The sequence below is a fragment of the Chromatiales bacterium genome (assembly GCA_020445605.1).
Classification (GTDB): Bacteria; Pseudomonadota; Gammaproteobacteria; order JAGRGH01; family JAGRGH01; genus JAGRGH01.
Window position 1 is genome coordinate 156346 of sequence record JAGRGH010000049.1, and the last position, 22202, is coordinate 178547.

A 22202-nucleotide genomic window follows, 5' to 3' on the forward strand; every position below is an offset into this window, starting at 1 on the left:
CCGCGACGATTCCCTCATCGGGGCGCGTAGCTCAGCGGGAGAGCACTGCCTTCACACGGCAGGGGTCGCTGGTTCGATCCCAGCCGCGCCCACCAATCCATTCAAAGCCCGGCGAGTCGTTGAAGACGGCCCTTAAGTGGTCCTCGACGCCTCGACCAACAATCGCGAGTTTGCGTAACGCGCGAGAATTTGCCACCGGCGTCGCCGCGCTTCGAACGGGATTGCCCCCCGTCTCGCGCAATTCGTTGGGTCGAAACCGGCCGTTATCAGCCCGGGCGGGTTCGCTCGATCTGATTCCTGACGGCCACAAGCCGCCGAAAATGGCTGCCCCCTCTGCCCCGCGGGAAACGCTGAATCCAACAGCGGGCACCTTGCAAGACCGTGGTTTGACTGACTGTGGATCGTCGCCGATATTGCCCGCTGCGGGGCCACGGCGCCGTTTCACGTTCCGCTACGCGGTAAGTGACGATTTCCCATTGCCTGGTCGAACCGGATGAATCGTGACGATGACGAAGACATGAGCAATCGATCCGGAAATCGGCCGTTTGCGGATGTATTGCAGGTCTTTGTGTCACGCCGGAAGGCGTTGATCGGCGGCTTGGCCGCCGGTGCGGCAACGTTCTTCCCGGGACTTGCCGCCGCCGGTCACCGGCCCTGTGGGGCGAATCAACGGGCCGACTCGTTGCTGGGTTTCACACCCGTACCCATCGCCGAGGGCTCCGGCCCCTGGCCGGGCATCGCGTCCGAATACCAGTTCGATATTCTCATTCCCTGGGGCGACCCGATCGAGCCGGGTGGCCCCGGGTTCCGGTATCCGCCGAATGCCGCGGATCAGGCACTGCAGCTTGGCATCGGTCACGACGGCATGGCGTATTTCCCGATCCATCCGGAAGATGGAGGCTCTGGTGACGGTCGTGAACGCGTCGAAACTCGTGCTCGCTTCGGGCGCGGCAACCGCCGTGGATTGTTGGCCATCAACCACGAATTCGGTACGAATAAGCATGTGCTCGGCAAGAACGCGCCGGATTCGCTGGAGGACGTACGCGTTTCGCAGCGCGCCCACGGGGTCTCGGTCGTCGAGATCGAAAAGCGCGACGGCCGCTGGCGGCCGGTCGCGAGCGATTACGCGCGCCGGATTCACGCCAACACGCCGATGGCAATCAGCGGGCCGGCCGCCGGCTCGAAGGCGCTGCTGACACCGAACGGGAACGTTGCGCTCGGCACGCTCGCCAACTGTGCGAGTGGCACGACTCCCTGGGGCACTTATCTGACCTGCGAAGAGAATTTCCACGCCTACTTCGGCGCCAGCAGGCTTGCGGCGGACTGGCAGGCGACGGCCGAGCAGGCGCGCTACGGATTCGGCGCGAGTGGCTCCGGCTATGGCTGGCACCTGTTTGACCGGCGTTTTGATCTGTCCGATCCGGGTTACGTCAACGAGGAGAACCGCTTCGGCTGGGTGGTCGAGATCGATCCCTTCGACGCGACGCGATCACCCGTCAAGCGCACCGCCCTGGGACGTTTCAAGCACGAAAGTGCCGCAGTCGCCATCGGTCGTGGAGGTCGTGCGGTGGTCTACATGGGCGATGACGACCGCTTCGATTACATCTACAAGTTCGTCTCCTCCGGTCATTACCGGCGGATGCTCGACGACGGGATCAGCCCGCTGGACGACGGCCGGTTGTATGTCGCGAGATTCAGCGACAACGGCACCGGCGACTGGCTCGAGCTGACCATCGACCATCCGTTGCTCGCCGCGCGCTTTTCGGATCAGGCCGAGGTGCTGACCTATGCGCGGATTTCGGCTGATCTGCTGGGCGCCACGCCGATGGATCGTCCGGAATGGACGACCGTCGCGCCCGATGGCCATGTCTATTGCGCCCTGACCCACAACAGTCGCCGCACGACGCCGAATGCGGCCAACCCGCTGGCACCGAATCCTGATGGGCACATCATCCGCTGGATGGATAGCGAGCAGTTCGTCGGTCTGGGCTTTACCTGGGAGGTCTTCCTGATCGCCAAGGACACCCACGGCGGCGAGAACGCCTTCGGTTCGCCGGATGGACTGTGGGCGGACCCGGACGGTCGCCTGTTCATCCAGACCGATGGCTCGCAGCCCGGCGGTCTGAACGATCAGATGCTGGTGGCCGACATTGCCACCGGTGACCTTCGCCGTCTGTTCACCGGCGTCACCGGCTGCGAGGTGACCGGGATCGCCACCACCCCGGATCGACGCACGATGTTCGTCAATATCCAGCACCCGGGAAATGGTGACCCGGCGTTGACCAACTTCCCGGCAGTCACCGACGGCATCACGGTCCCGCGCGACGCGACGATGGTCATCACCCGCAAGGACGGCGGTATAGTCGGGTCTTGACGGGCCTGTGTTACAACCGCCGTCGGGGCTGAACCATCAGCCTCAGCCGGGACGGATCGTATCCCCGCCGGTGTCACCGTCAAACAGCGACCGCGCATGGGTCGCGAAGCCGCGCCCGGCCTCGGCGTAGATGTTGAACACGACGTCGACGCCATTGGCTTCCAGCGTTTCGACTTCGTCCGGAAATTTCGCGCTCGCGCCGATCTTGCCGCTGAACCCCCAGGCACGCGCCAGTCGCGCGGCGGTCAGATTGGCATGCAGCGTGGGCATGGCCAGCAGGATCCATTCGAGCCGGAAGCCGTCACGGTCGATACGCGCCCAGAAGTCCGGATTGGTGATGTTGCCGAAACGGACATTGCGCCCCGCCGCGAGGTGGCGTGCGACCGTTTCCTCATTCAGATCCACGGCGACGACGGACGAACCGAAATCGCCGGCCAGCGCCTCGTAGGCGCCGCCGCCGACGCGGCCCATGCCGCAGACCAGCACACGGGCGTCGCCGAATACGACGGGTTCATCGCCGGCGAGCCGCTGGCCGGTCTCGAAGCGTCGAAGTCGCGCGCGCAGGGTCGCGTAGTTCTCGTCGGCGCGGGCGTTCAGCGCGGCCGCCACAACGAACGACACCGCCACACTCAGCGCAATGATCACGATCCAGTCCGGGGACAGCCAGCCATTGGCCGCGGCGATGGTGCAGACGATCAGTCCGAACTCGCTGTAGTTGCTGAGCACCTGCGCGGCAAGCGTCGCGGCACGGGCCCGCGCACGAAACCGCGTGAGCAGCCAGAAGTACAGGCCCGTCTTGATCGGTAGAAGGAGCGCCAGAATCGCCACCATCGGCAGCATCGACAGCTCGGGCACACCGGCCATGCCGATGCTGAGGAAAAAGCCGACCAGCAGTAGATCCTTCAGGTTCAGCAGCGCCTTGAACAGTTCGTTGGCTTTCGCGTGGCCCGCGAGCAGCGCCCCGAAGATCAGTGCCCCGAGGTCGCCCTTCATGTCGACCAGCTCGAACAGGCCGGCCCCGCCAAGGGCGAGGACGAGTCCGAACAGCACCAGCAGTTCGCCGTGACCGGCGCGTTCCAGCAGCCTAAGCAACAGCGGGCGGCCGGCAATGATGCCTACGATCACGATCGCGGCCAGCGGCGACGGCACCTTGGCCGTCGAGATGCCCAGAAAAATGACGGCGGCGATGTCCTGGATGATCAGGATGCCGACGGCGATCCGGCCATACCAGGCGGCCATGTCGTCCTTTTCTTCGAGCAGCTTGACTGCGAAGACGGTGCTCGAGAAGGACAGCGCGAAGCCCAGCAAGATGGCGACCGGCCAGTCGAGCGCTCCGGCCGCTCCCAGGCCGGCAAAGGCGAACAACATCAGCAGGGCCGCAAACAGGCCGGTGGTCACCAGCAGATGAACGCTGGCGACGCCCCAGACCTCGGCGCCCGCGAACTGGCGCAGCCGCAGTTTCAGGCCGATCGAGAACAGCAGCAGCGTCACGCCGAGATCCGCCATCTCGTTCAGGAATGCCCCGCCCTCGGCACCGAGCCCGTTGAGCGCGAACCCGGCCATCAGAAAGCCGACCATTGCCGGCAGACGCACGACCGACGCCAGATAGCCGAATGCGAACGCGACCGCGATCCAGACGGGATCGCGGTAGTCGATCGAGGCAAACAGCGATTCAGTCATCATGACGCAACAATGGGAACAGGCCGCAATTCATGCGCGATGACATGTCGCGCGTGATTGTCTATCGTAGCCCTGACTGCGGCTTGAATGCTCAATTGCCGCAGTGTAGGTTTCCGTTTCCGATCCGTATACGTTGCGCGTGCAGCTCATGAAACCCCGCCTTCGCGCCAGCGCCCTCACCGCATGTTGGTTGCTTGTTTGCACGGATGCGGTGTGCGCGCAGACGCAGCATGACGTCGATCCGACGACCGGGTCGGAAACCTGGAAGACCAGCGCGCACGGCGTTGCGCTGTCACTGACCCAGATCCTTCCGGACCAGGCGCGCGCGTTCTACGTCAATCGCGGATTCAGCGCCGAGGACGCCGAGCGGTTCGCTACCGCCTGTGTCTACATGACCGTGCTGCGCAACGACGCGGCCGGCGGCACCGTGGAGTTCGTATTACAGGACTGGAAGGTACGCAGCGCCGAGGGCGTACGTCCGCCGCTGGCCGTGGCCGACTGGATGCAGCGCTGGACCGACAAGGGCCTGGGCAAACCGCAGCTCGTTGCCTTCCGCTGGGCGCAGTTTCCGCCCAGTCAGGCCTACGAACCCGGCGACTGGAACCAGGGCATGCTGACGACCGGCTTGCCGGCCGCTACCGTGTTCGACCTGACCGCGCACTGGAAGGTCGGCGATCAGGCCTTCTCCGCCACACTCGAAGGGGTGCGCTGTGCGAACTGATGGGTGGATTCAGGCAGTCGCGCTGACCCTGCTGCTCTCGGCGGGACGAGCTGCTGCGCAGGAGTTGCCGCCACTGACGGCGGAGCTGACGCCAAGCCCGACGATGCCACCGGCGCCGGCGCTGGTATTTCCGAACCTGGACGAACAGCCGGTCGATCTGGCCGCCTATCGGGGCGAGGTGGTGGTCGTCAATTTCTGGGCCACCTGGTGCCCGCCGTGCCGGCGCGAGATGCCGGCGCTCGAACGCCTGCATCTGAAAACCGCCGATGAGAAGATTCGCGTGATCGCCGTGAATGTCGGCGAGGATTTCGACACCGTGTTTTCGTTCACCGGTCAGCTGACCCCGGCGCCGACCTTTCCGATGCTGTTCGATGCCGAGGCAACAAGCATGGAGCCGTGGAAGATTCGCGGTCTGCCGACGACCTATGTCGTGGACCCGGTCGGGCGCATCGCCTATCGCGCAGTCGGCGGTCGCGAATTCGACCATCCGGATCTCATCGCAAAGCTTCGCGAGCTTGCCGCCGGCGGCGCGCCGCACTGATCGCGACACTGCGGTGAACGGGGTCGTTCGGCCCGTGCAGCCGCCCAAGCGTGACGGGATTCGCGCGGATTTTGGGGTGGGAATCAGGCCGGGCGCGTGCCAGAATCAGATCACACAAACACGATAACGATCAGAGGAGTTTGCAATGCCCGACGTAAGCAAATATCTGCGCGATCCCGACGCAATGCAGGCCGATCCGGAAGGTCACCTGCTGGATCTGGAACCCTGGTCACCGGCCCACGCCGCTGAGCTGGCTTCAGGTGAAGGGCTGGATCTCGGCGACGAACACCTGCAGGTACTGGCGTTTCTGCGAGAGCAGTTCGCCGAAGCCGGCCCCGCGAAACATGCGCGCGATCTGAGCGAGATGCTCAATGAAGCATTCGCCGATCAGGGCGGCTCGAAATACCTCTACCGGCTGTTTCCGAAGGGTCCGGTCGCACAGGGCAGCCGGCTGGCGGGCCTCCCCGCGCCGGATGGCGCGAAGGACGGCTCGTTCGGAATTTCGTTCTGACTTGCGGATAACAGCTGGGCGGTGATCAGCCGACCACGCGCGTCGTCAAAGCGAGGCGAACGTATCGCAGTCGGAGAGCTTGCCGCTTTTCAGCCCGCGCAGCAGCCATTCGCGCCGCTGCTGTGAGGTGCCGTGCGTGAACGACTCCGGGCGCACCGCGCGACCGGCCTGCTTGAGCAGGCGGTCATCCCCGACGGCCGCGGCGGCAGCCAGCCCCTCGTCCACATCCCCTTCCTCGAGCAGGTTCTGGGTTTTGTGTGCGTGGTTTGCCCAAACCCCCGCATAGCAATCCGCCTGTAGCTCCATCTTCACCGACAGGGCGTTTGATTCGGACTCGCCCGCGCGCGCCTGCATCTTGCGCACCTTCTCGGCCGTGCCGACGACGTTCTGGACATGGTGTCCGACCTCGTGGCCGATCACGTAGGCCCGCGCGAAATCACCCGGCGCGCCCATGCCGCTCAGCTGCCGGAAGAACGCGAGGTCGATGTAGAGCTTCTGGTCCGCGGGACAGTAGAACGGCCCGGCCGCCGCCGAGCCCATGCCACAGGCCGAGCGGGTCAGACCCGAGTAGAGCACGAGGGTCGGCGCCGGGTACTGCTGATTGGCTGCCTTGAAGATCGCCGACCAGGTGTCTTCCGTCGAACCCAGAACCGCGGACGCGAACTGGGCCTGTTCGTCGTTTTCCGGCACGCCCTGGGTGCCCGTGGTCTGGGTTTCGTAGCCCGGTGACAGCCCGCCGGACGACCCGTCGCCGAGAATGCCGATCAGGGTCTGCGGGTCCGCGCCGAGCAGAATCGCGCCCACGACGATGACCAGCAACAGGACGCCGCCACCTTTGCCGCCGCCGGGTAGCGGGAAGCCGCCGCCACCCATCCCGCCGCTGCCGCGGCGATCGTCAACGTTCTGTGATCGTCTCTGCTTGCGCCAGCGCATCGCGCGGTTCCTCTGACGAATTGACCAGTGCGCGAGTGTATCGCGCCTGCCGCTGGGCCGGCCACGCACGACCCTGCCTAGCCTTGTCCAGCGCGTATGATCGCCGCACGGATCTCGCCACTTCTGCGGTTGATCGGGGACTGCCTCCAGCAGATCTCGCCGACACCTCGCAGCGGACGTATCACGATTTACCCAACGGATGTCGCCTTCCACCCGATGTTTAAGCTGATTTCACGACGCAAGATTCGGTCTGTCGACGACGTGACGCGGAGTCGGGCATTCTGCATGCTGCCCTGGGTTCACCTGTATGTGAACACCCAGGGCAAGGCCACGCCATGCTGCTTCTTTCCCTGGGATGAAAAGAGCCAGCTCGGTGATATCAACCAGCAACGCATAGCGGAGATCTGGAACGACCGGCCGATGCGCCGCCTGCGTGCGTCAATGCTGAGGGATCAGCGCGTCGACGGCTGCTGGCAGTGTTATACGAACGAGAAATTTGGTCTGCGAAGCAAGCGCCAGATTTCCAATGAACTGTTCAAACACAGGTTCGACTGGGTGCGCGCAACGGACGTATCGGGGAATTCGCCCGATTCAAAGCCCGTGTACTGGGACATCCGCATCTCGAACCTCTGCAACTTCAAATGCCGCATCTGCGGACACCACTCGAGCTCCAAGCTGTTCGATGAAGCAGTCGAATTGGGGACCACCAGCTTTGCCGAGCGCGTGCATCAAAGCATCTCGGACATGCCGGATTTCTACCGGCAAATCATGCCGTTGGTCGATTCGGTCGAGGAGATCTATTTTGCCGGTGGCGAGCCGCTGATCATGGATGAGCACTATCGAATTCTGGACCTGCTGCTGGAACGCGGTCGCACGGACGTACGGCTCAGCTACTCGACCAATCTCAGTGAACTGACATTCCGGGGTCGCGACGTCATGGATCTCTGGAGCGGCTTTTCGGACGTGACCGTCCACGCCAGCCTGGATGGTTGGGGTGCGCGCGGCGAGTACCAGCGCAAGGGTCAGCGCTGGAACGAGGTTCTGATGAATCGCCAGCGCCTGCGGGAGCGGTGCCCGGGAATCCGGTTCATCGTCACGCCGACCATCACGGTGTTCAACGTTCAGCATCTCCCGGAGTTTCACCGCGCGTTGGTCGCCCACGGACTGATTCGTGTGGACGAGATGCTGCCACGCATCCTCAAACACCCCGACATCTACAACATCAGGATCCTGCCCGAGTCGGTAAAACGGTCGGTTGAAGCTTCGTTTCGAGAGCATCTCGACTGGCTGGATACGTTCGACGTGGTGGCGCACGGGAGACTCCCGGCCGTGCGCAACGAGTTCCGTCAGTGCCTGGAGTATCTGCGGTCCGCAGACCGGTCCGATCTGATCCCGAAGTTCAGGGCGAGCTGCGAACGTCTGGACCGGATGCGCAAGGAATCAACGCTGGAGATCTTCCCGGAGCTGGCGCCGCTTCTGCTCTGAAACCATCTGGCCAACAGGCCTGGCCGTTTTGCTACGGCAACCCGAACAGCCGCTTCAGCCCGGTTACCAGCCAGCGCCGGCTGCATCCCGCGCAGAATCGCAACGACGGATTGTCGATCATCTTGCGGTATCGGTGCAGCCGGCTCCGATAGTTCAACGGGTGAACCAGATCGACGATGGGGCGTTCCAGCGCACGGAGAGATTCCCGGTCGATGGTTGTCTCGTCCGGCCCGAGGAAAACGAAGCAGTTCTGCCTGTACCACCATTCGACGGCCGGATTGTTCCAGATCGCCGGTCGAATGCAATCGAAACACTCGAAACCACGCGAGCGGAAACGTTCGATCCAGAACGACTGCCATTGCTCGTTGATGTGCCCCGGACCACCCTGGTGTGGCACCGCAGCGCCAAAAAGGATCACATCGGAGGTCGAGCACAGCAGATCGACAAAGCGCTCTGACTGATCCTCGGGCAGATGTTCGGCGACCTCCAGGGAGATACAAAGATCGTATCGTTTGTCGAGTTTCGGTAGCGAGTGCGCCAGATCGGCGGGCTCGAATTCGATCGACGGGTGGGTCAGATCCGCGCACTGAACCCAGTCACCGTCGATGCCCTTGAGCGTAGTGGCACCCAGTGCGGCGGCGGCCTTGAGCCAAACGCCCTGCCCGCAACCAATATCAACAACGGAACGCGGTTGGAACCGGGCGAAGATCAGGCTGAGCACGGCGTTGGCAGACTCGGACATGCCGCCGAGGTGTTTTGCAAAGAAGGCCTGATCGTAGGTTTTGCGATTATCTGGCGAGTTCCGCATGGCGGGTACAGGTCGTCAGGTGATCGTTGACCATGCCCGTGGCCTGCATGAAGGCATAGCAGATCGTCGGGCCGACGAAACGAAAACCGAGTTGCTTCAGCGCCTTGCTCATCGAGCGCGATTGCGCGGTTTCGGCGGGCACTTCGGCCAGTGCGGGCCAGCGGTTCTGAACTGGCTTCCCGTCGACGAAGCTCCACATGAAGTCCACGGGGTCGTCTGACGCCGCCAGTCTGAGCCACGCCTTTGCGTTGGCGACGGTGGCGTCGATCTTCAGCCGGTTACGGATGATGCGGGCGTCTTCACGCAGGCGCTCGCGCTTGCGGGCATCGAAGCGCGAGATGCGTTCGGGATCGAAACCGGCGAATGCGGCGCGATAGCCCTCGCGTCGATGCAGCACGGTGCGCCAGGAAAGCCCGGCCTGCGCGCCTTCCAGTATCAGCATCTCGAACAGGTGGCGGGCGTCGCGCGAGGGAACGCCCCACTCCTGGTCGTGATAGCGCGCGTAGAGTTCGTCGCCGGCCGTGACCCAGTCGCAGCGCGGCACGACGAGCCGGTCTATCCGCGTTTCAACGCCGCAGCGCCGGGGAACCAGGCCCGGTCGCCGAGTTCCGCCTCGATGCGGATCAGCCTGTTGTATTTGGCAACCCGGTCGGAGCGCGACAGCGAGCCGGTCTTGATCTGGCCGGTCTGTTCGGCGACGGCGAGGTCCGCGATGGTCGTGTCCTCGGTCTCGCCGGAGCGATGCGAGACCACGGCCGTATAGCCGGCCGCGTGCGCCATGGCGATGGCGGCGCGGGTCTCGGTCAGCGTGCCGATCTGGTTGACCTTGATCAGGATGGAATTCGCGATGCCGCGGTCGATCCCCTCGCGCAGTATTTCGGGGTTGGTGACGAACAGGTCGTCGCCGACGATCTGCACGCGTTTGCCGAGCCGTTCGGTCAGGATCGCCCAGCCGTCCCAGTCGTTCTCGGCCATGCCGTCCTCGATCGTGACGATCGGATAGCGGTCGACGAGCGTCGTGAGGTAGTCCGCGAAGGCCTCGCTGGTGAATTCGCGACCCTCGGAGTCCAGGCGATAGCGTCCGTCACGGTAGAACTCGGAACTCGCGCAATCCAGCCCCAGGGCGATGTCGTCGCCGGGGCGGAATCCGGCCACCGAAATCGCACTCAGGATGGCGTCGATCGCCGCCTCGTTCGACGCGAGATCCGGCGCAAAGCCACCCTCGTCGCCGACCGCGGTGTTCAGGCCGCGCTCCTTGAGCACGGATTTCAGGGCGTGGAACACTTCGGCGCCGTAGCGCACGGCCTCGGCGATCGAACCGGCGCCGACGGGCAGGATCATGAATTCCTGCATGTCCACGCTGTTGTCGGCATGCGCGCCGCCGTTGACGATGTTCATCATGGGCAGCGGCATGCGATAGCGCTCGGCATCGGCGAGCGCCGCGTACAGCGGTATGCCGCGCTCGTTCGCGCTGGCGTGTGCCGCGGCGAGCGAAACGGCGAGGATCGCGTTTGCGCCAAGCCGGCGTTTTTCCGCGGTGCCGTCGAGATCGATCATGCACCGATCGATGCCGGCCTGATCGCTCACCGCCATCTTCAGCACGGCTTCGCGCAGCGGCCCATTGACGTTGGCGACGGCCTTGGTCACACCCTTGCCGCCGTAGCGCTTGTTGTCGCCGTCGCGCAGCTCCAGTGCCTCGCGGGTACCCGTGGAGGCGCCAGACGGCACGGCCGCGCTGCCGCGCGCACCGGTCGCGGTAAACACCTCGGCTTCGATGGTCGGGTTGCCACGGGAATCCAGGATTTCGCGCGCGCAAACGTCTGTGATTTCTGACATTAGAAACCCTTTATAACCTACTGAATTAAAGCTGAAATCTATGACGACGCCAGGGCGTCTTCGACAAACCGTCTGGATTTCACCGTGCGGTCGATCTCGACCAGCGACTCCAGCAGTTCGGCCATGTGTCCGAGCGGCCAGGCATTCGGGCCGTCGCTCTTCGCGCAGTCCGGGTCCGGATGCGACTCCATGAACACCCCGGAAACCCCGGCGGCGACCGCGGCGCGCACCAGCACGGGCACGAATTCGCGCTGCCCGCCCGAGGCCGTGCCCTGCCCGCCCGGCAACTGGACCGAATGCGTGGCGTCATAGACCACGGGGCAGCCACAGCCGCGCATCACCGACAGCGAGCGCATGTCGGACACCAGGTTGTTGTAACCGAACGAGACCCCGCGCTCGCAGGCCATGATCTGCTCGTTGCCCGCGGCACGCGCCTTGTCGATGACGTTGCACATTTCCCAGGGCGACAGAAACTGGCCCTTCTTGATGTTCACGGGCCGGCCGGCGCGCGCCACGCTGGCGATGAAATTCGTCTGCCGGCACAGAAAGGCCGGTGTCTGCAACACGTCGACGACCGCGGCGACCTCGGCGAGCGGCGTGTCCTCGTGCACATCGGTGAGCACCGGCACGCCGACCTGGCGCTTGACCTCGGCCAGGATCCGCAGCCCTTCTTCGATGCCCGGGCCGCGAAAGCTCTTGTGCGAGGAGCGATTCGCCTTGTCGAACGAGGACTTGTAGATGAACGGCACGCCGAGCCGGGCGGTGATTTCCTTGAGCTGCCCGGCCGTGTCCAGCGCGAGCTGCTCGGATTCGATCACGCACGGCCCACTGATCAGAAACAGCGGCCGGTCCAGACCGACCTCGAACCCGCACAGCTCCATCAGCTTGCCTTGGCGGTGCGCTGGGCCTTCGCGTCGAGCGCCGCGCGCACAAAGCCCTGGAACAGCGGATGCCCGTCGCGTGGCGTGGAGGTGAATTCCGGGTGGAACTGGCAGGCCACGAACCACGGATGGTCGGGCAGCTCGATCATCTCGACGAGGCGTCCGTCGACCGAGGTGCCGGCGATGCGCAGGCCCGCGGCAAGCAGGCGGTCGCGATAGCCGTTGTTGAATTCATAGCGGTGCCGGTGACGCTCGACGATGCGCTCGCGGCCATAGAGTTCGCGCGACAGTGAATCGGCGGCCAGCACGCACTCCTGACCACCCAGACGCATGGTGCCGCCAAGCTCCGATGCGGCCGTGCGCTGCTCCACGCTACCGTCGGCACTGGTCCATTCCGTGATCAGGGCGATCACCGGATGCGGCGTCTCGCGTCTGAATTCGGTGCTGTGCGCGCCAGCGAGTCCGGCGACGTTACGGGCAAATTCGATCGCCGCGACCTGCATGCCGAGGCAGATGCCCAGATACGGCACACCGTTGCGTCGCGCGTAACCGGCGGTACGGATCTTGCCCTCGACGCCGCGCTCGCCAAACCCGCCGGGGACGAGGATCGCGTCCACGTCCGCGAGGCGCTGTTCGCCGTTGCGTTCGATCTCCTCGGCGTCCACATAGTCGATCACGACCTTGGTGCGGGTGTGGATGCCGGCGTGCGTGAGCGCCTCGGACAGCGACTTGTAGGCCTCGGTCAGGTCCACGTACTTGCCGACCATCGCGATGCGCACGCGATCGAGCGGATGCGCGAGCGCCTCGTTGACGGCGTCCCACTCCGACAGGTCCGCGGGCATCGTGGTCAGGCCGAAGTGCTCGACCACCAGCCGGTCGAGATTCTGCTCGTGCAGCAGGCGCGGAATCTTGTAGATGCTGTCGACGTCGACTGCCGAGATGACGGCCTCCTGACGCACGTTCGTGAACAGCGCGATCTTGCGCGCTTCGTCGTCGGGCAGACGCCGGTCGGCGCGGCACACGAGGATGTCCGGCTGGATGCCGATCGAGCGCAGTTCCTTGACCGAGTGCTGTGTGGGTTTGGTCTTGATCTCGCCGGAGACCGCGATGTAGGGCAGCAAGGTCAGGTGGATGAACAGCGTGCGCTGCGGCCCGAGCTCGATGCGCAGCTGGCGGATCGCCTCGAGAAACGGTTGCGATTCGATGTCGCCGACCGTGCCGCCGATCTCGATCATCGCAATCTCGGCATTGCCCGCGCCGGCGCGTATGCACGACTTGATCTCGTCGGTGATGTGCGGAATGACCTGCACGGTGCCGCCGAGGTAGTCGCCGCGCCGCTCCTTGCGGATCACGCGCTCGTAGATCTGCCCGGTCGTGAAGTTGTTGCGCTTGGTCATCGTCGTGCGCACGTAGCGTTCGTAATGACCGAGATCGAGATCGGTTTCCGCGCCGTCTTCGGTCACGAAGACCTCGCCGTGCTGGAACGGGCTCATGGTGCCCGGATCGACATTGATGTAGGGGTCGAGCTTTACGAGCGTCACACGCAGACCGCGTGCTTCGAGGATGGCGCCGAGGCTCGCGGCCGCGATGCCCTTGCCCAGTGAGGACACGACCCCGCCGGTTACGAAGACGAAACAGGTTTGAGTTTCGGTCGTGCTCAAGGTTGCGGCGCTACGCTCGGACGTCGGTTGCGGACGGGCCCGAGCGAGGCCTTGTGAGCGTGCTGGAAGCGGCACGATCCGGGTGTCTCGACAGGCGGAAAGGACGGGGGCGAACGCTAACAGATCGGCCGTCCGCAGACAATCGCAGGGGTGCTTCGAGACGCTCACAAGCAAGCGCATCAATGCGGTGCAAGTCCTTGTCTTTACGCAGCTTCAATCCGCAGCGTCAGACCGGTTTGCTGCGCCGATTTTTTTTGGAATGCGGCCGCGGTTGCAACATCGCCGACCAGGGCCAGCCGCTTGCCGACAAACACCAGTGGAACCGCATCGCGCAACCACGGTGCAACGCCGGCGGCCGCGAGCACGTGGCGCACGCTGCGCGATCCGCGACCCGCGAGTTCGATGTGCTCACCGCCGCGTGCGCTCCGCACGTGAAGCCGACCCTGACGAATCAATGCCGGATCGATTTCACCGTCGGGCGAAGACCGCAGCTCAAGGCGTCGGCCACCGGGCAGCGGCAGGGGATCTCGCGTGTCCCATTCGAGTGCAAACGGTTCGCCGACCCTGCGGGCGATGGCAAACACCCGGCCGCGCCAGATTGCGACCCCCGTGTCGTTCCAATCCACACGCGCCCAGCCACATTTCGGCACCTGACAGACCGCCGCGTCGATCTGCTGCAGGCGCTCGCGATCAGGCGTCGGGAGGCGCTGTTGCGCCAGCCAGTGGCGAATGACCGCATGGCGCAGCGCGGCATCCAGACCCGCGAGCGGCTCCACCCGCAGCGTGTCAGCATCGCGACATTCGGCGAGGGCCCGCTCGGCCGCCTGGGTGATGACCGTCGCCGCCTCGGCCAGATTGTCGGCGACCCGGGCCAGGGTCTGGATCACGCCGGGGCGGCGTTCGGTCAGAACCGGCAACACCGCGGAACGCAGCCATGCGCGTTCGCGCGTGGGGTCCAGATTGTCCGGGTCGGTCACATGCTCGATTCCGTGCGCTGCCACATAGTCGGCCAGGGTCGAACGCGGCCAGTCGAGCACCGGGCGCAGCAACCAGCCACGTCCGAGCCGGCGTTCGGCCGGCATGGCGCGCAGGCCATCGACTCCGGAACCGCGCAGCAGCTGCATGAGCACGGTTTCCGCCTGGTCGTCACGGTGATGCGCGAGCAGCAGGCATTCGTCGGTGTCCAGCATCTGCTCGAAGGCCGCGTAGCGCGCGGCGCGGGCGGCGGCCTCGCGACCACCGTTGCCGGAATCGACCCGCACGCGTTCCAGCGCGAACGGAACGCCCCAGGCCGCGCAGTTGCGCCGGCACAGGTCTGCCCAGGCGTCGGCGGACGGGTCCAGACCGTGATGGATGTGTACGGCCCGGATCGGCCGGTCGAGCCCGGCGTGGGCCAGTGCGTGGGTCAATGCGGCGGAGTCCGCGCCACCGGAGTAGCCAACCAGGATGCGCGGCGCATCCAGATGTGCGCCGAGGCGTTCGAGAAGTTCGCGCGGGCCGAACGGGTTGCCGCTCAAGCCTACTCGCCGGTAAACCGCCCGAAGCCCTGCAATCGTTTGTATCGACGCTCGACCAGGGCGTCCAGACCGAGGTTGTCGATTGCCTCGAGCTGTTCGAGCAGTGCGTGTTTGAGATTACGTGCGACGGTGGCCGGATCGCGGTGCGCGCCGCCGACCGGCTCGGCGACCACGGCGTCGATCAGGCCAAGTTCCAGCAGGCGCCCGGAGGTCAGACCCATTGCGTCAGCGGCCTGCGGGGCCTTCTCGGCACTCTTCCACAGGATCGAGGCACAACCCTCGGGCGAAATCACCGAATAGGTCGAGTACTGCAACATCAGCACCCGGTCACCCACGCCGATGGCCAGCGCGCCGCCGGAACCGCCCTCGCCAATCACCGTGCAGACGATCGGCGTGCGCAGGCCCGACATCACGAACAGGTTGCGGGCGATGGCCTCGCTCTGTCCGCGCTCCTCGGCACCGACGCCCGGATAGGCCCCCGGGGTGTCGATGAACGTCAGGATGGGCATGCGGAACTTCTCGGCGAGTTGCATGGCACGCAGGGCCTTGCGATAGCCCTCGGGCTGCGGCATGCCGAAGTTGCGGCGCAGCTTTTCGTTGGTGTCGCGGCCCTTGTGGTGGCCGATGATGGTCACCGGGCGGCCGTCGAGCCTTGCGAGCGCGGTGACGATGGCCGGGTCGTCCGCGTAGGTGCGGTCGCCGTGCAGTTCGTCGAAGTCCTCGAAAATGTACTGGATGTAGTCCAGCAGATACGGGCGCAGCGGATGGCGCGAGAGCTGCGAGACCTGCCAGGCCGTCAACGACGAGAAGATCTGCTCGGTCAGCGCGCGGCTCTTGGCCTCCAGCCGCTCGATTTCCTCCTGAATGTTGATCGCATTGCCGTCACTGACCAGGCGCAGCTCGTTGATCTTCGCCTCGAGTTCGGCGATCGGCTGCTCAAAATCCAGAAAATTCAGATTCATATCGCTGACTGGAACCGGCGGGTCCGGCTGCGTCGCTGCGGCTGCTTGGATCGGTCCAGTATACTTCCTGCCCCGAGCCTGCCGCACGGCGCCGCAGTCTGACCTCTCGCTTGAACGGTTTCCCAACACCCGGCCACGACCGCGTGGCGATCGCGCGGACCCCGCCCGCGCATGACTGAACTCTCGCTCACCACGCTGGGCATCCTGCTCGGGGTGCTGCTGTTGCTGTCGGCGTTCTTTTCCGGTTCGGAAACTGCGCTGATGACACTGAACCGCTACCGCCTGCGGCACCTGGCGCAGGCCGGTCACCGCGGCGCGCGGTTCGCCCAGCGGCTGCTGGATCGGCCCGACCGGCTGATCGGCCTGATCCTGCTCGGCAACAACTTCGTCAACATCCTGGCGTCGTCCATCGCAACGCTCATGGCGCTGCGCATCGGCGGCGAGGAGGCCATCGCGCTGGCGACGGGTCTGCTGACCTTTGTCGTGCTGATCTACGCCGAGGTCACGCCGAAGACCGTTGCGGCGCTGCATCCCGAGCGCATCGCGTTTCCGGCGGCGATGATCTATGTGCCGCTGCTTGCGCTGATGTATCCGCTGGTGTGGGTCATCAATCTGTTCGCGAACACGCAGCTGCGACTGATCGGGGTGCACATGGATCACGCGGGCGCCGAAACGCTGAGCCGCGAGGAACTGCGCACCATCGTCAACGAGGCCGGCGCGATGATTCCGCGGCGCCACCAGAAGATGTTGGTGAGCGTGCTCGACCTCGAAAAGCTCACCGTCAACGACATCATGGTGCCGCGCGGGGACATCGAGGCGATCGATCTGAGCGCGGAACCGACCGCGGTCATGGAGCAGCTGCGCAATCTGCCGTATTCACGCGTGCCGGTCTACGAGGGTTCGTTCGACCACGTGCTCGGTGTGCTCGTTGCGCGCAGCCTGGTTGGCGTAGCGTTCGATGGCAGCTTTGATGTCGCCAATGTACGCGCGCTCCTGCATGAACCGTATTTCATCCCGGACGGCACGCCGCTCTACCAGCAGATGCAGAACTTTCAGCGCGAAAAGCGCCGCAGCGCGCTGGTGGTGAACGAATACGGCGACGTCATCGGGCTGGTCACGATGCAGGACCTGCTCGCCGAGATCGTCGGCGAGTTTGCCAGCGATCCCTCCTCGCTGGAACAGGAGGTGCATCGCCAGAGCGATGGCAGCTTCATCGTGGATGCCTCGGCATTCGTGCGTGAGCTCAACCGACTCATGCACTGGGAACTGCCGACCGACGGGCCGAAGACGCTGAGCGGCCTGATCGTCGAGTACCTGGAACACATTCCGGAGGCCGGCACCAGCCTGCGGCTGGCCGGATACCCGATCGAAATCGTGCAGACCAAGGACAACATGATCAAGACCGTGCGAATCAGTCCGGAGCAGCGGAGGATCGAGGAGTGACACTGCTCGTGACCGGTGGTGCCGGCTATATCGGCAGCCATGTCGTGCAGCAGCTGCTCGCGGCAAACGAAGAGGTCGTTGTGCTCGACGATCTGTCGACCGGCTTTCGCGAGGCGGTCGGCGATGCGTCGCTGGTGGTCGGCAATGTCGGCGATGCCGCCCTGCTCGACCGTCTGTTCGGTGAACATCGCATCGAGGCGGTGCTGCATTTCGCCGCCCGCACCATCGTGCCGGAGTCGGTTGCCGACCCGCTGCGCTACTACGGAAACAACACCTGCAACACCCGCACGCTGCTGGATGCCTGCGCGCGCGCGGGCGTGCAGCGCTTTGTGTTCTCGTCGACCGCGGCCGTCTATGGCGTGCCCGGCGATGGTCGGTGCCATGAAGACTCGCCGACCGAACCGATCAATCCCTATGGCCGCTCGAAACTCATGAGCGAGTGGATGCTGCGCGATCTGGGCGCGAACGGCGCGCTGCGCTTTGTCACATTGCGCTACTTCAATGTCGCGGGTTGCGATCCGCACGGGCGCATCGGCCAGTCCACCCCAAAGGCCACCCTGCTGGTCAAGGTGGCCTGTGAGGTTGCGACCGGTCGGCGCGGGCGTCTGCTGGTGTTTGGAACCGACTACCCCACCCGTGACGGCACCGGTGTGCGCGACTACATCCACGTCGTGGACCTCGCCCGCGCGCATCTGGATGCGCTGGCCTATCTGCGCTCCGGCGGCGCATCGACGACGCTGAACTGCGGGTATGGCCACGGCTTTTCCGTGCGCGAGGTCATCGCCGCCGTTGAATCCGCGCACGGCGCGCCGATCGCGGTCGAGGAAGTCGGGCGACGTCCCGGCGATCCGCCAGAGCTGATCGCCGATGCCGAGCGCATCCGGCAGGAGATCGGCTGGGTGCCGCGGCACGACGATCTGGACCTCATCTGCCGCACCTCGCTGGCCTGGGAACGCCGGCTCGCCGCCGGTGGCGGCTATTGCTGAGGCCGAGCATCGCCACGGCCGCGACGCGCGCCGCGGTCATCGCGCCGCTTCTCTACATGGCGTTGCTCCATGCGCTGTCGTCGATTCCGGGCGTGGCCCAGGGCGATGATCCTCTGGACGTGCGGGTCTTTGTCTGGCTCGCGCCGGAGTTGCAGAACCTTCTGCACATCCCGGCCTATGCGCTGCTCGCCTGGGTCTGGTGCTGGAGCCTACCGGCATGGGGGCCGTCGCGAGCCGTGATCATGATCGCGGCCGTGGTGCTTGCGGGCCTGTTCGGACTGGTCGACGAATGGCACCAGACCTTCGTGCCTGGCCGTTATGGTTCGGCGACGGATCTGGCGCTTGATCTGCTGGGTGCGATTCTGGGCGTTTGGCTCGCGAGCCGCGTGCTGCTGCCGTCCGGGCGGATGTCGGCGACAACCCACCGCGTCTGAGTCGGGGTTCAGTTCGCCAAGGAAGCTCTGAACAATTCAGAGTTTGCCGCGGCACATGGAGGTGCCGCCCTGGCAATCCTGGAAGGATTGATCAGGGCTTCCCTAACCCAGTACCGACAAGAGCACGCCGGCCGCGACGGCCGAGCCGATGACCCCCGCGACATTCGGCCCCATCGCGTGCATGAGCAGAAAATTGTGCGGATCGGTCTCGTGTCCGACCTTGTTCGCAACGCGCGCGGCCATCGGCACCGCGGACACGCCGGCCGCGCCGATCAGCGGATTGACCTGCCCCTTGCTGATCCGGTACATGATCTTGCCCATCAGCACGCCGGTTGCGGTGCCGATCGTAAACGCCACGGCACCGAGCGCAAGGATGCCCAGGGTCTCCAGGCTCAGGAACTTTTCGGCCTGCAATTTCGAACCCACGGCCAGCCCGAGAAAGATCGTCACGATGTTGATGATCTCGTTCTGTGCGGCCTTGCTCAGACGCTCGACGACGCCGGATTCGCGCAACAGGTTGCCCAGCGTGAGCATGCCGATCAGCGGCGCGGCCGAGGGCAGGAGCATCGCGCACAGCAGCAGCACCATCAGCGGAAACAGGACACGTTCGGCGCGGCTCACGGGCCGCAACTGCTGCATGACCGTGGCGCGTTCCTTTTTCGTCGTCAGCAGCCGCATGATCGGTGGCTGAATCAGCGGCACCAGCGCCATATACGAATACGCAGCAACGGCGATGGCACCGAGCAGGTCGGGCGCGAGTTTTGACGCGAGAAAGATCGCGGTCGGGCCGTCCGCGCCGCCGATGATCGCAATGGCCGCGGCATCCTTCAGGGTGAAATCGAAGCCCGGCACCATGTTGAGCGCCAGCGCGCCGAGCAGCGTCGCGAAGATGCCGAACTGCGCGGCGGCGCCGAGAAACAGGGTCGATGGCCGCGCGATCAGCGGCCCGAAGTCCGTCAAAGCGCCGACGCCCATGAAAATCAGCAGCGGAAACACCCCGCTGCCGATACCGACGTCATAGAGATGCCCGAGGAGCCCACCCGGCTCCGCGATGCCGGCGAGCGGAATGTTGCTGAGCACAGCGCCGAATCCGATCGGCAACAGCAGCAGGGGTTCGAAACCGCGGGCAATCGCGAGCCACATCAGCAGACAGCCCACGCCGATCATCAGCGCGGCATCCCAGCCCAGGTTCGCAAGGCCGGTGGACTGCCACAGATGCAGGAGTCCGAGTTCCATCGGGCAGTGTTCTCAGGCCAGGGTCAGCAGCGTATCGCCGACCTGCACGGTCGCGCCTTCGCGTGCGGCAACGGAACGGACCACACCCACGCGCGGCGCGCGAATCTCGGCTTCCATTTTCATGGCCTCCAGAACGACGAGCACATCGCCGCTGTCGACCTTCTGGCCCTCGCGCACATGAACCTTGAAGATGTTGCCGGCCAGCGGCGCGGTCACGGGTTCACCGGCTGCGGAGCCCGCTGGCGTGGCCGTTGGCGCGGCGGCTGCGGCCGGCTGGACGCCCGTCACCTGCCCGGCCGGGCTGACCGTGACGTGATAGACACGGCCGTCGACTTCCACGTCATAGCGTTCGGGACTGCCCGCTGGCGCGGTGACAGCCGCCGGTGCGGCTGCTGGCGCAGGAGCAGGCGCATTGTCCGGATGCGGCTCGAAGGCGTCCGGGTTGTCGCGGTTTTCCAGGAACTTGAGCCCGATCTGCGGGAACAGTGCGTAGGTCAGCACATCGTCGACCCGCGCCTTGGCGACACGGATTTCGCGCTCGTCGACCTCGCGCTCGAAGTCGGCCGTGAGCTTTTCCAGCTCCGGCGCCAGCAGGTCGCCCGGTCGAACCGTGATCGGTGCCTTGCCCTCCAAGACGCGTGCCTGGATTTCCTTGTTCACGGGCGCGCACGTCGCACCGTACTCGCCCTTCAGGACACCACTGGTTTCCTTGGTGATGTTCTTGTAGCGCTCGCCGGTCAACACGTTCAGCAACGCCTGGGTGCCGACGATCTGCGAAGTCGGTGTGACCAGCGGGATATAGCCGAGATCCTTGCGCACGCGCGGGATCTCCTCGAGCACTTCATCCAGCCGGTCGCTGGCGTTTTGTTCGCGCAGCTGATTCTCGAGATTCGTGAGCATGCCGCCTGGCACCTGCGCGACGAGGATGCGCGAATCCACACCGCGCAGAGCGCCTTCGAAGCGCGCGTATTTCTTGCGCACGTCGCGGAAGTACGCGGCGATTTCTTCGAGCAGATCCAGATTCAGGCCGGTGTCGCAGCCGGTGTCCTGGAAGATCGCCACCACGGATTCAGTCGGCGAGTGACCGTAGGTCATGCTCATCGACGAGATCGCGGTATCGACCATGTCGAGTCCTGCCTCGACGGCCTTCACGGTCGTTGCCGTGCTCAGGCCCGTGGTTGCATGGCTCTGCATCGCGATCGGGATGTTAACGGCCTCCTTGAGTCGCGACACCAGTTCGAATGCGGTATATGGGCGCAGCAGCCCGGCCATGTCCTTGATGCAGATCGAGTGGCAACCGAGGTCTTCCAGACGCTTCGCCATGTCGACCCACATCTGGATGTGGTGCACGGGGCTGACGGTGTAGGAAAGCGTGCCCTGCGCGTGCTTGTCGCAGTCGATCGTCGCTCGGATCGCGGTTTCCAGATTGCGCACATCGTTCATCGCATCGAAGATACGGAATACGTCCACGCCATTGACCGCCGAACGTTCCACGAAACGCTCGACCACGTCGTCGGCGTAGTGGCGGTAGCCAAGCAGATTCTGGCCGCGCAGCAGCATCTGCTGGCGCGTGTGCGGCATGGCGGCCTTCAGCTTGCGCAGGCGTTCCCACGGGTCTTCGCCGAGGTAGCGGATGCAGGCGTCGAAGGTTGCCCCACCCCAGGACTCCAGCGACCAGTAGCCGACCTGATCGAGCTTTGCGGCAATCGGCAGCATGTCGTCGATGCGAAAGCGCGTGGCCAGCAGCGACTGGTGAGCATCGCGCAGGACCACGTCGGTGATCAGCAGACGCGGGCGATCCGTGGGCTTGTTCTCGGACATAGGCAGCTCGTTCGGAATCGGATCAGGCCGCGCTGTGCTCGGCCCGGTAACGGGTGACGGCGGCGGAGATCACAGCGGTGAGTTCGGCATCGGCCGCCGGCACCGGAGCGGCAGTGGGGCTGGCGACCGGTGCGGCGGGCGCGAAGCGCGCGGTCAGTTTGGAGAGCCCCATGACCAGCCAGACCAACAACAGCAGAAACGCGAAAACCGTGCCCATGCCGAGCGCAAGAAGTTCCAGCCCCGTTTGCATGAGGTCGGCGATCTGCATGCCGTTAACCCTGAGTGCTTGCGGAATGAATTGCCGGCGGACCGCGCTGGGCGGCGTGCGGCCGAACAATGAGGCGCCGGGGGCCAATCCGGCCGGCGGGGCAT

The 22202-nt window shown here is 65.0% G+C and carries 20 protein-coding genes and 1 tRNA gene; 9 read left to right on the plus strand and 12 right to left on the minus strand.

The features are described 5' to 3' along the window. Positions 1-20 precede the first annotated feature (20 nt). Together KDG50_11090 and KDG50_11095 are read left to right on the plus strand one after the other, a co-directional pair. Positions 21-95: transfer RNA gene (locus KDG50_11090), tRNA-Val, on the plus strand. Between the two features lie 398 nt (positions 96-493). Continuing rightward, positions 494-2374 carry a PhoX family phosphatase gene (locus KDG50_11095; protein ID MCB1865968.1) on the plus strand — a complete coding sequence of 627 codons (1881 nt, stop codon included), beginning with the start codon at positions 494-496 and terminating at the stop codon, positions 2372-2374. A 42-nt stretch (positions 2375-2416) separates the two neighbouring features. Here the strand turns inward: KDG50_11095 and KDG50_11100 are convergent, their stop codons facing one another. After that, the gene (locus KDG50_11100; GenBank protein MCB1865969.1) at positions 2417-4054 is read right to left on the minus strand and encodes a cation:proton antiporter; all 1638 of its coding nucleotides are present in this window, start codon (positions 4052-4054) and stop codon (positions 2417-2419) included. Positions 4055-4202: 148 nt separating this feature from the next. Between KDG50_11100 and KDG50_11105 the strand changes: the two genes are divergently transcribed. The 3 genes from KDG50_11105 (at position 4203) to KDG50_11115 (ending at position 5827) form a co-directional block, all read left to right on the plus strand. Then, positions 4203-4775, plus strand: a complete 573-nt coding sequence (locus KDG50_11105) for a hypothetical protein (protein ID MCB1865970.1) — start codon at positions 4203-4205, stop codon at positions 4773-4775. Next, entirely contained in the window at positions 4765-5316 is a 552-nt protein-coding gene (locus KDG50_11110) for a TlpA family protein disulfide reductase (GenBank protein ID MCB1865971.1), read from the plus strand. Before KDG50_11105 ends, KDG50_11110 begins: the two co-directional genes overlap by 11 nt. Positions 5317-5461: 145 nt before the next feature. Then, positions 5462-5827, plus strand: coding sequence for a TusE/DsrC/DsvC family sulfur relay protein (locus KDG50_11115; GenBank protein MCB1865972.1), 366 nt, complete (start codon positions 5462-5464; stop codon positions 5825-5827). A gap of 45 nt (positions 5828-5872) precedes the next feature. Here KDG50_11115 and KDG50_11120 read toward each other — a convergent pair whose 3' ends face one another. Beyond that, positions 5873-6760, minus strand: a complete 888-nt coding sequence (locus KDG50_11120; GenBank protein MCB1865973.1) for a neutral zinc metallopeptidase — start codon at positions 6758-6760, stop codon at positions 5873-5875. A gap of 285 nt (positions 6761-7045) precedes the next feature. Here KDG50_11120 and KDG50_11125 point away from each other — a divergent pair, with 285 nt between their 5' ends. Next, positions 7046-8245, plus strand: coding sequence for a twitch domain-containing radical SAM protein (locus KDG50_11125; GenBank protein ID MCB1865974.1), 1200 nt, complete (start codon positions 7046-7048; stop codon positions 8243-8245). 31 nt (positions 8246-8276) lie between these two features. On the opposite strand, the gene KDG50_11130 is transcribed toward KDG50_11125, so the two are convergent. From KDG50_11130 to KDG50_11160, 7 genes are read right to left on the minus strand one after another with little or no spacing between them, the layout of a single operon-like run. Continuing rightward, positions 8277-8987 (minus strand): class I SAM-dependent methyltransferase, encoded by a 711-nt coding sequence (locus tag KDG50_11130; protein MCB1865975.1) that lies wholly within the window; start codon positions 8985-8987, stop codon positions 8277-8279. 46 nt (positions 8988-9033) lie between these two features. Beyond that, complete coding sequence (locus KDG50_11135) at positions 9034-9597, minus strand: DNA-3-methyladenine glycosylase I (GenBank protein MCB1865976.1); 564 nt, start codon at positions 9595-9597, stop codon at positions 9034-9036. Between the two features lie 11 nt (positions 9598-9608). After that, a complete protein-coding gene (gene eno / locus KDG50_11140; GenBank protein ID MCB1865977.1) occupies positions 9609-10889 on the minus strand; it encodes a phosphopyruvate hydratase in 1281 nt (426 codons plus the stop codon). Between the two features lie 38 nt (positions 10890-10927). Next, a complete protein-coding gene (kdsA, locus tag KDG50_11145; GenBank protein MCB1865978.1) occupies positions 10928-11770 on the minus strand; it encodes a 3-deoxy-8-phosphooctulonate synthase in 843 nt (280 codons plus the stop codon). Further along, positions 11770-13611: a CTP synthase gene (locus tag KDG50_11150; protein ID MCB1865979.1), complete on the minus strand. Its 1842-nt coding sequence runs from the start codon at positions 13609-13611 to the stop codon at positions 11770-11772. The genes kdsA and KDG50_11150 overlap by 1 nt, the downstream gene beginning before the upstream one ends. 23 nt (positions 13612-13634) lie before the next feature. Then, positions 13635-14948, minus strand: a complete 1314-nt coding sequence (gene tilS / locus KDG50_11155; protein MCB1865980.1) for a tRNA lysidine(34) synthetase TilS — start codon at positions 14946-14948, stop codon at positions 13635-13637. A 2-nt stretch (positions 14949-14950) separates the two neighbouring features. Then, entirely contained in the window at positions 14951-15910 is a 960-nt protein-coding gene (locus tag KDG50_11160) for an acetyl-CoA carboxylase carboxyltransferase subunit alpha (protein MCB1865981.1), read from the minus strand. A 171-nt stretch (positions 15911-16081) separates the two neighbouring features. On the opposite strand from KDG50_11160, the gene KDG50_11165 reads away from it, so the two are divergent. Genes KDG50_11165 through KDG50_11175 form a run of 3 tightly spaced genes read left to right on the plus strand, consistent with a single transcriptional unit; the run spans position 16082 to position 18773 of the window. Continuing rightward, entirely contained in the window at positions 16082-17353 is a 1272-nt protein-coding gene (locus tag KDG50_11165; protein ID MCB1865982.1) for an HlyC/CorC family transporter, read from the plus strand. Continuing rightward, on the plus strand, positions 17350-18339 hold the full coding sequence (gene galE / locus KDG50_11170; protein MCB1865983.1) for a UDP-glucose 4-epimerase GalE: 990 nt from the start codon (positions 17350-17352) through the stop codon (positions 18337-18339). Before KDG50_11165 ends, galE begins: the two co-directional genes overlap by 4 nt. Further along, on the plus strand, positions 18333-18773 hold the full coding sequence (locus tag KDG50_11175) for a VanZ family protein (GenBank protein ID MCB1865984.1): 441 nt from the start codon (positions 18333-18335) through the stop codon (positions 18771-18773). The genes galE and KDG50_11175 overlap by 7 nt, the downstream gene beginning before the upstream one ends. Before the next feature lie 102 nt (positions 18774-18875). Here the strand turns inward: KDG50_11175 and KDG50_11180 are convergent, their stop codons facing one another. Genes KDG50_11180 through KDG50_11190 form a run of 3 tightly spaced genes read right to left on the minus strand, consistent with a single transcriptional unit; the run spans position 18876 to position 22098 of the window. Further along, positions 18876-20009, minus strand: a complete 1134-nt coding sequence (locus tag KDG50_11180) for a sodium ion-translocating decarboxylase subunit beta (GenBank protein MCB1865985.1) — start codon at positions 20007-20009, stop codon at positions 18876-18878. Positions 20010-20021: 12 nt separating this feature from the next. After that, entirely contained in the window at positions 20022-21830 is a 1809-nt protein-coding gene (oadA, locus tag KDG50_11185) for a sodium-extruding oxaloacetate decarboxylase subunit alpha (protein MCB1865986.1), read from the minus strand. A 22-nt stretch (positions 21831-21852) separates the two neighbouring features. Then, on the minus strand, positions 21853-22098 hold the full coding sequence (locus KDG50_11190) for an OadG family protein (GenBank protein ID MCB1865987.1): 246 nt from the start codon (positions 22096-22098) through the stop codon (positions 21853-21855). Positions 22099-22202 lie beyond the last annotated feature (104 nt).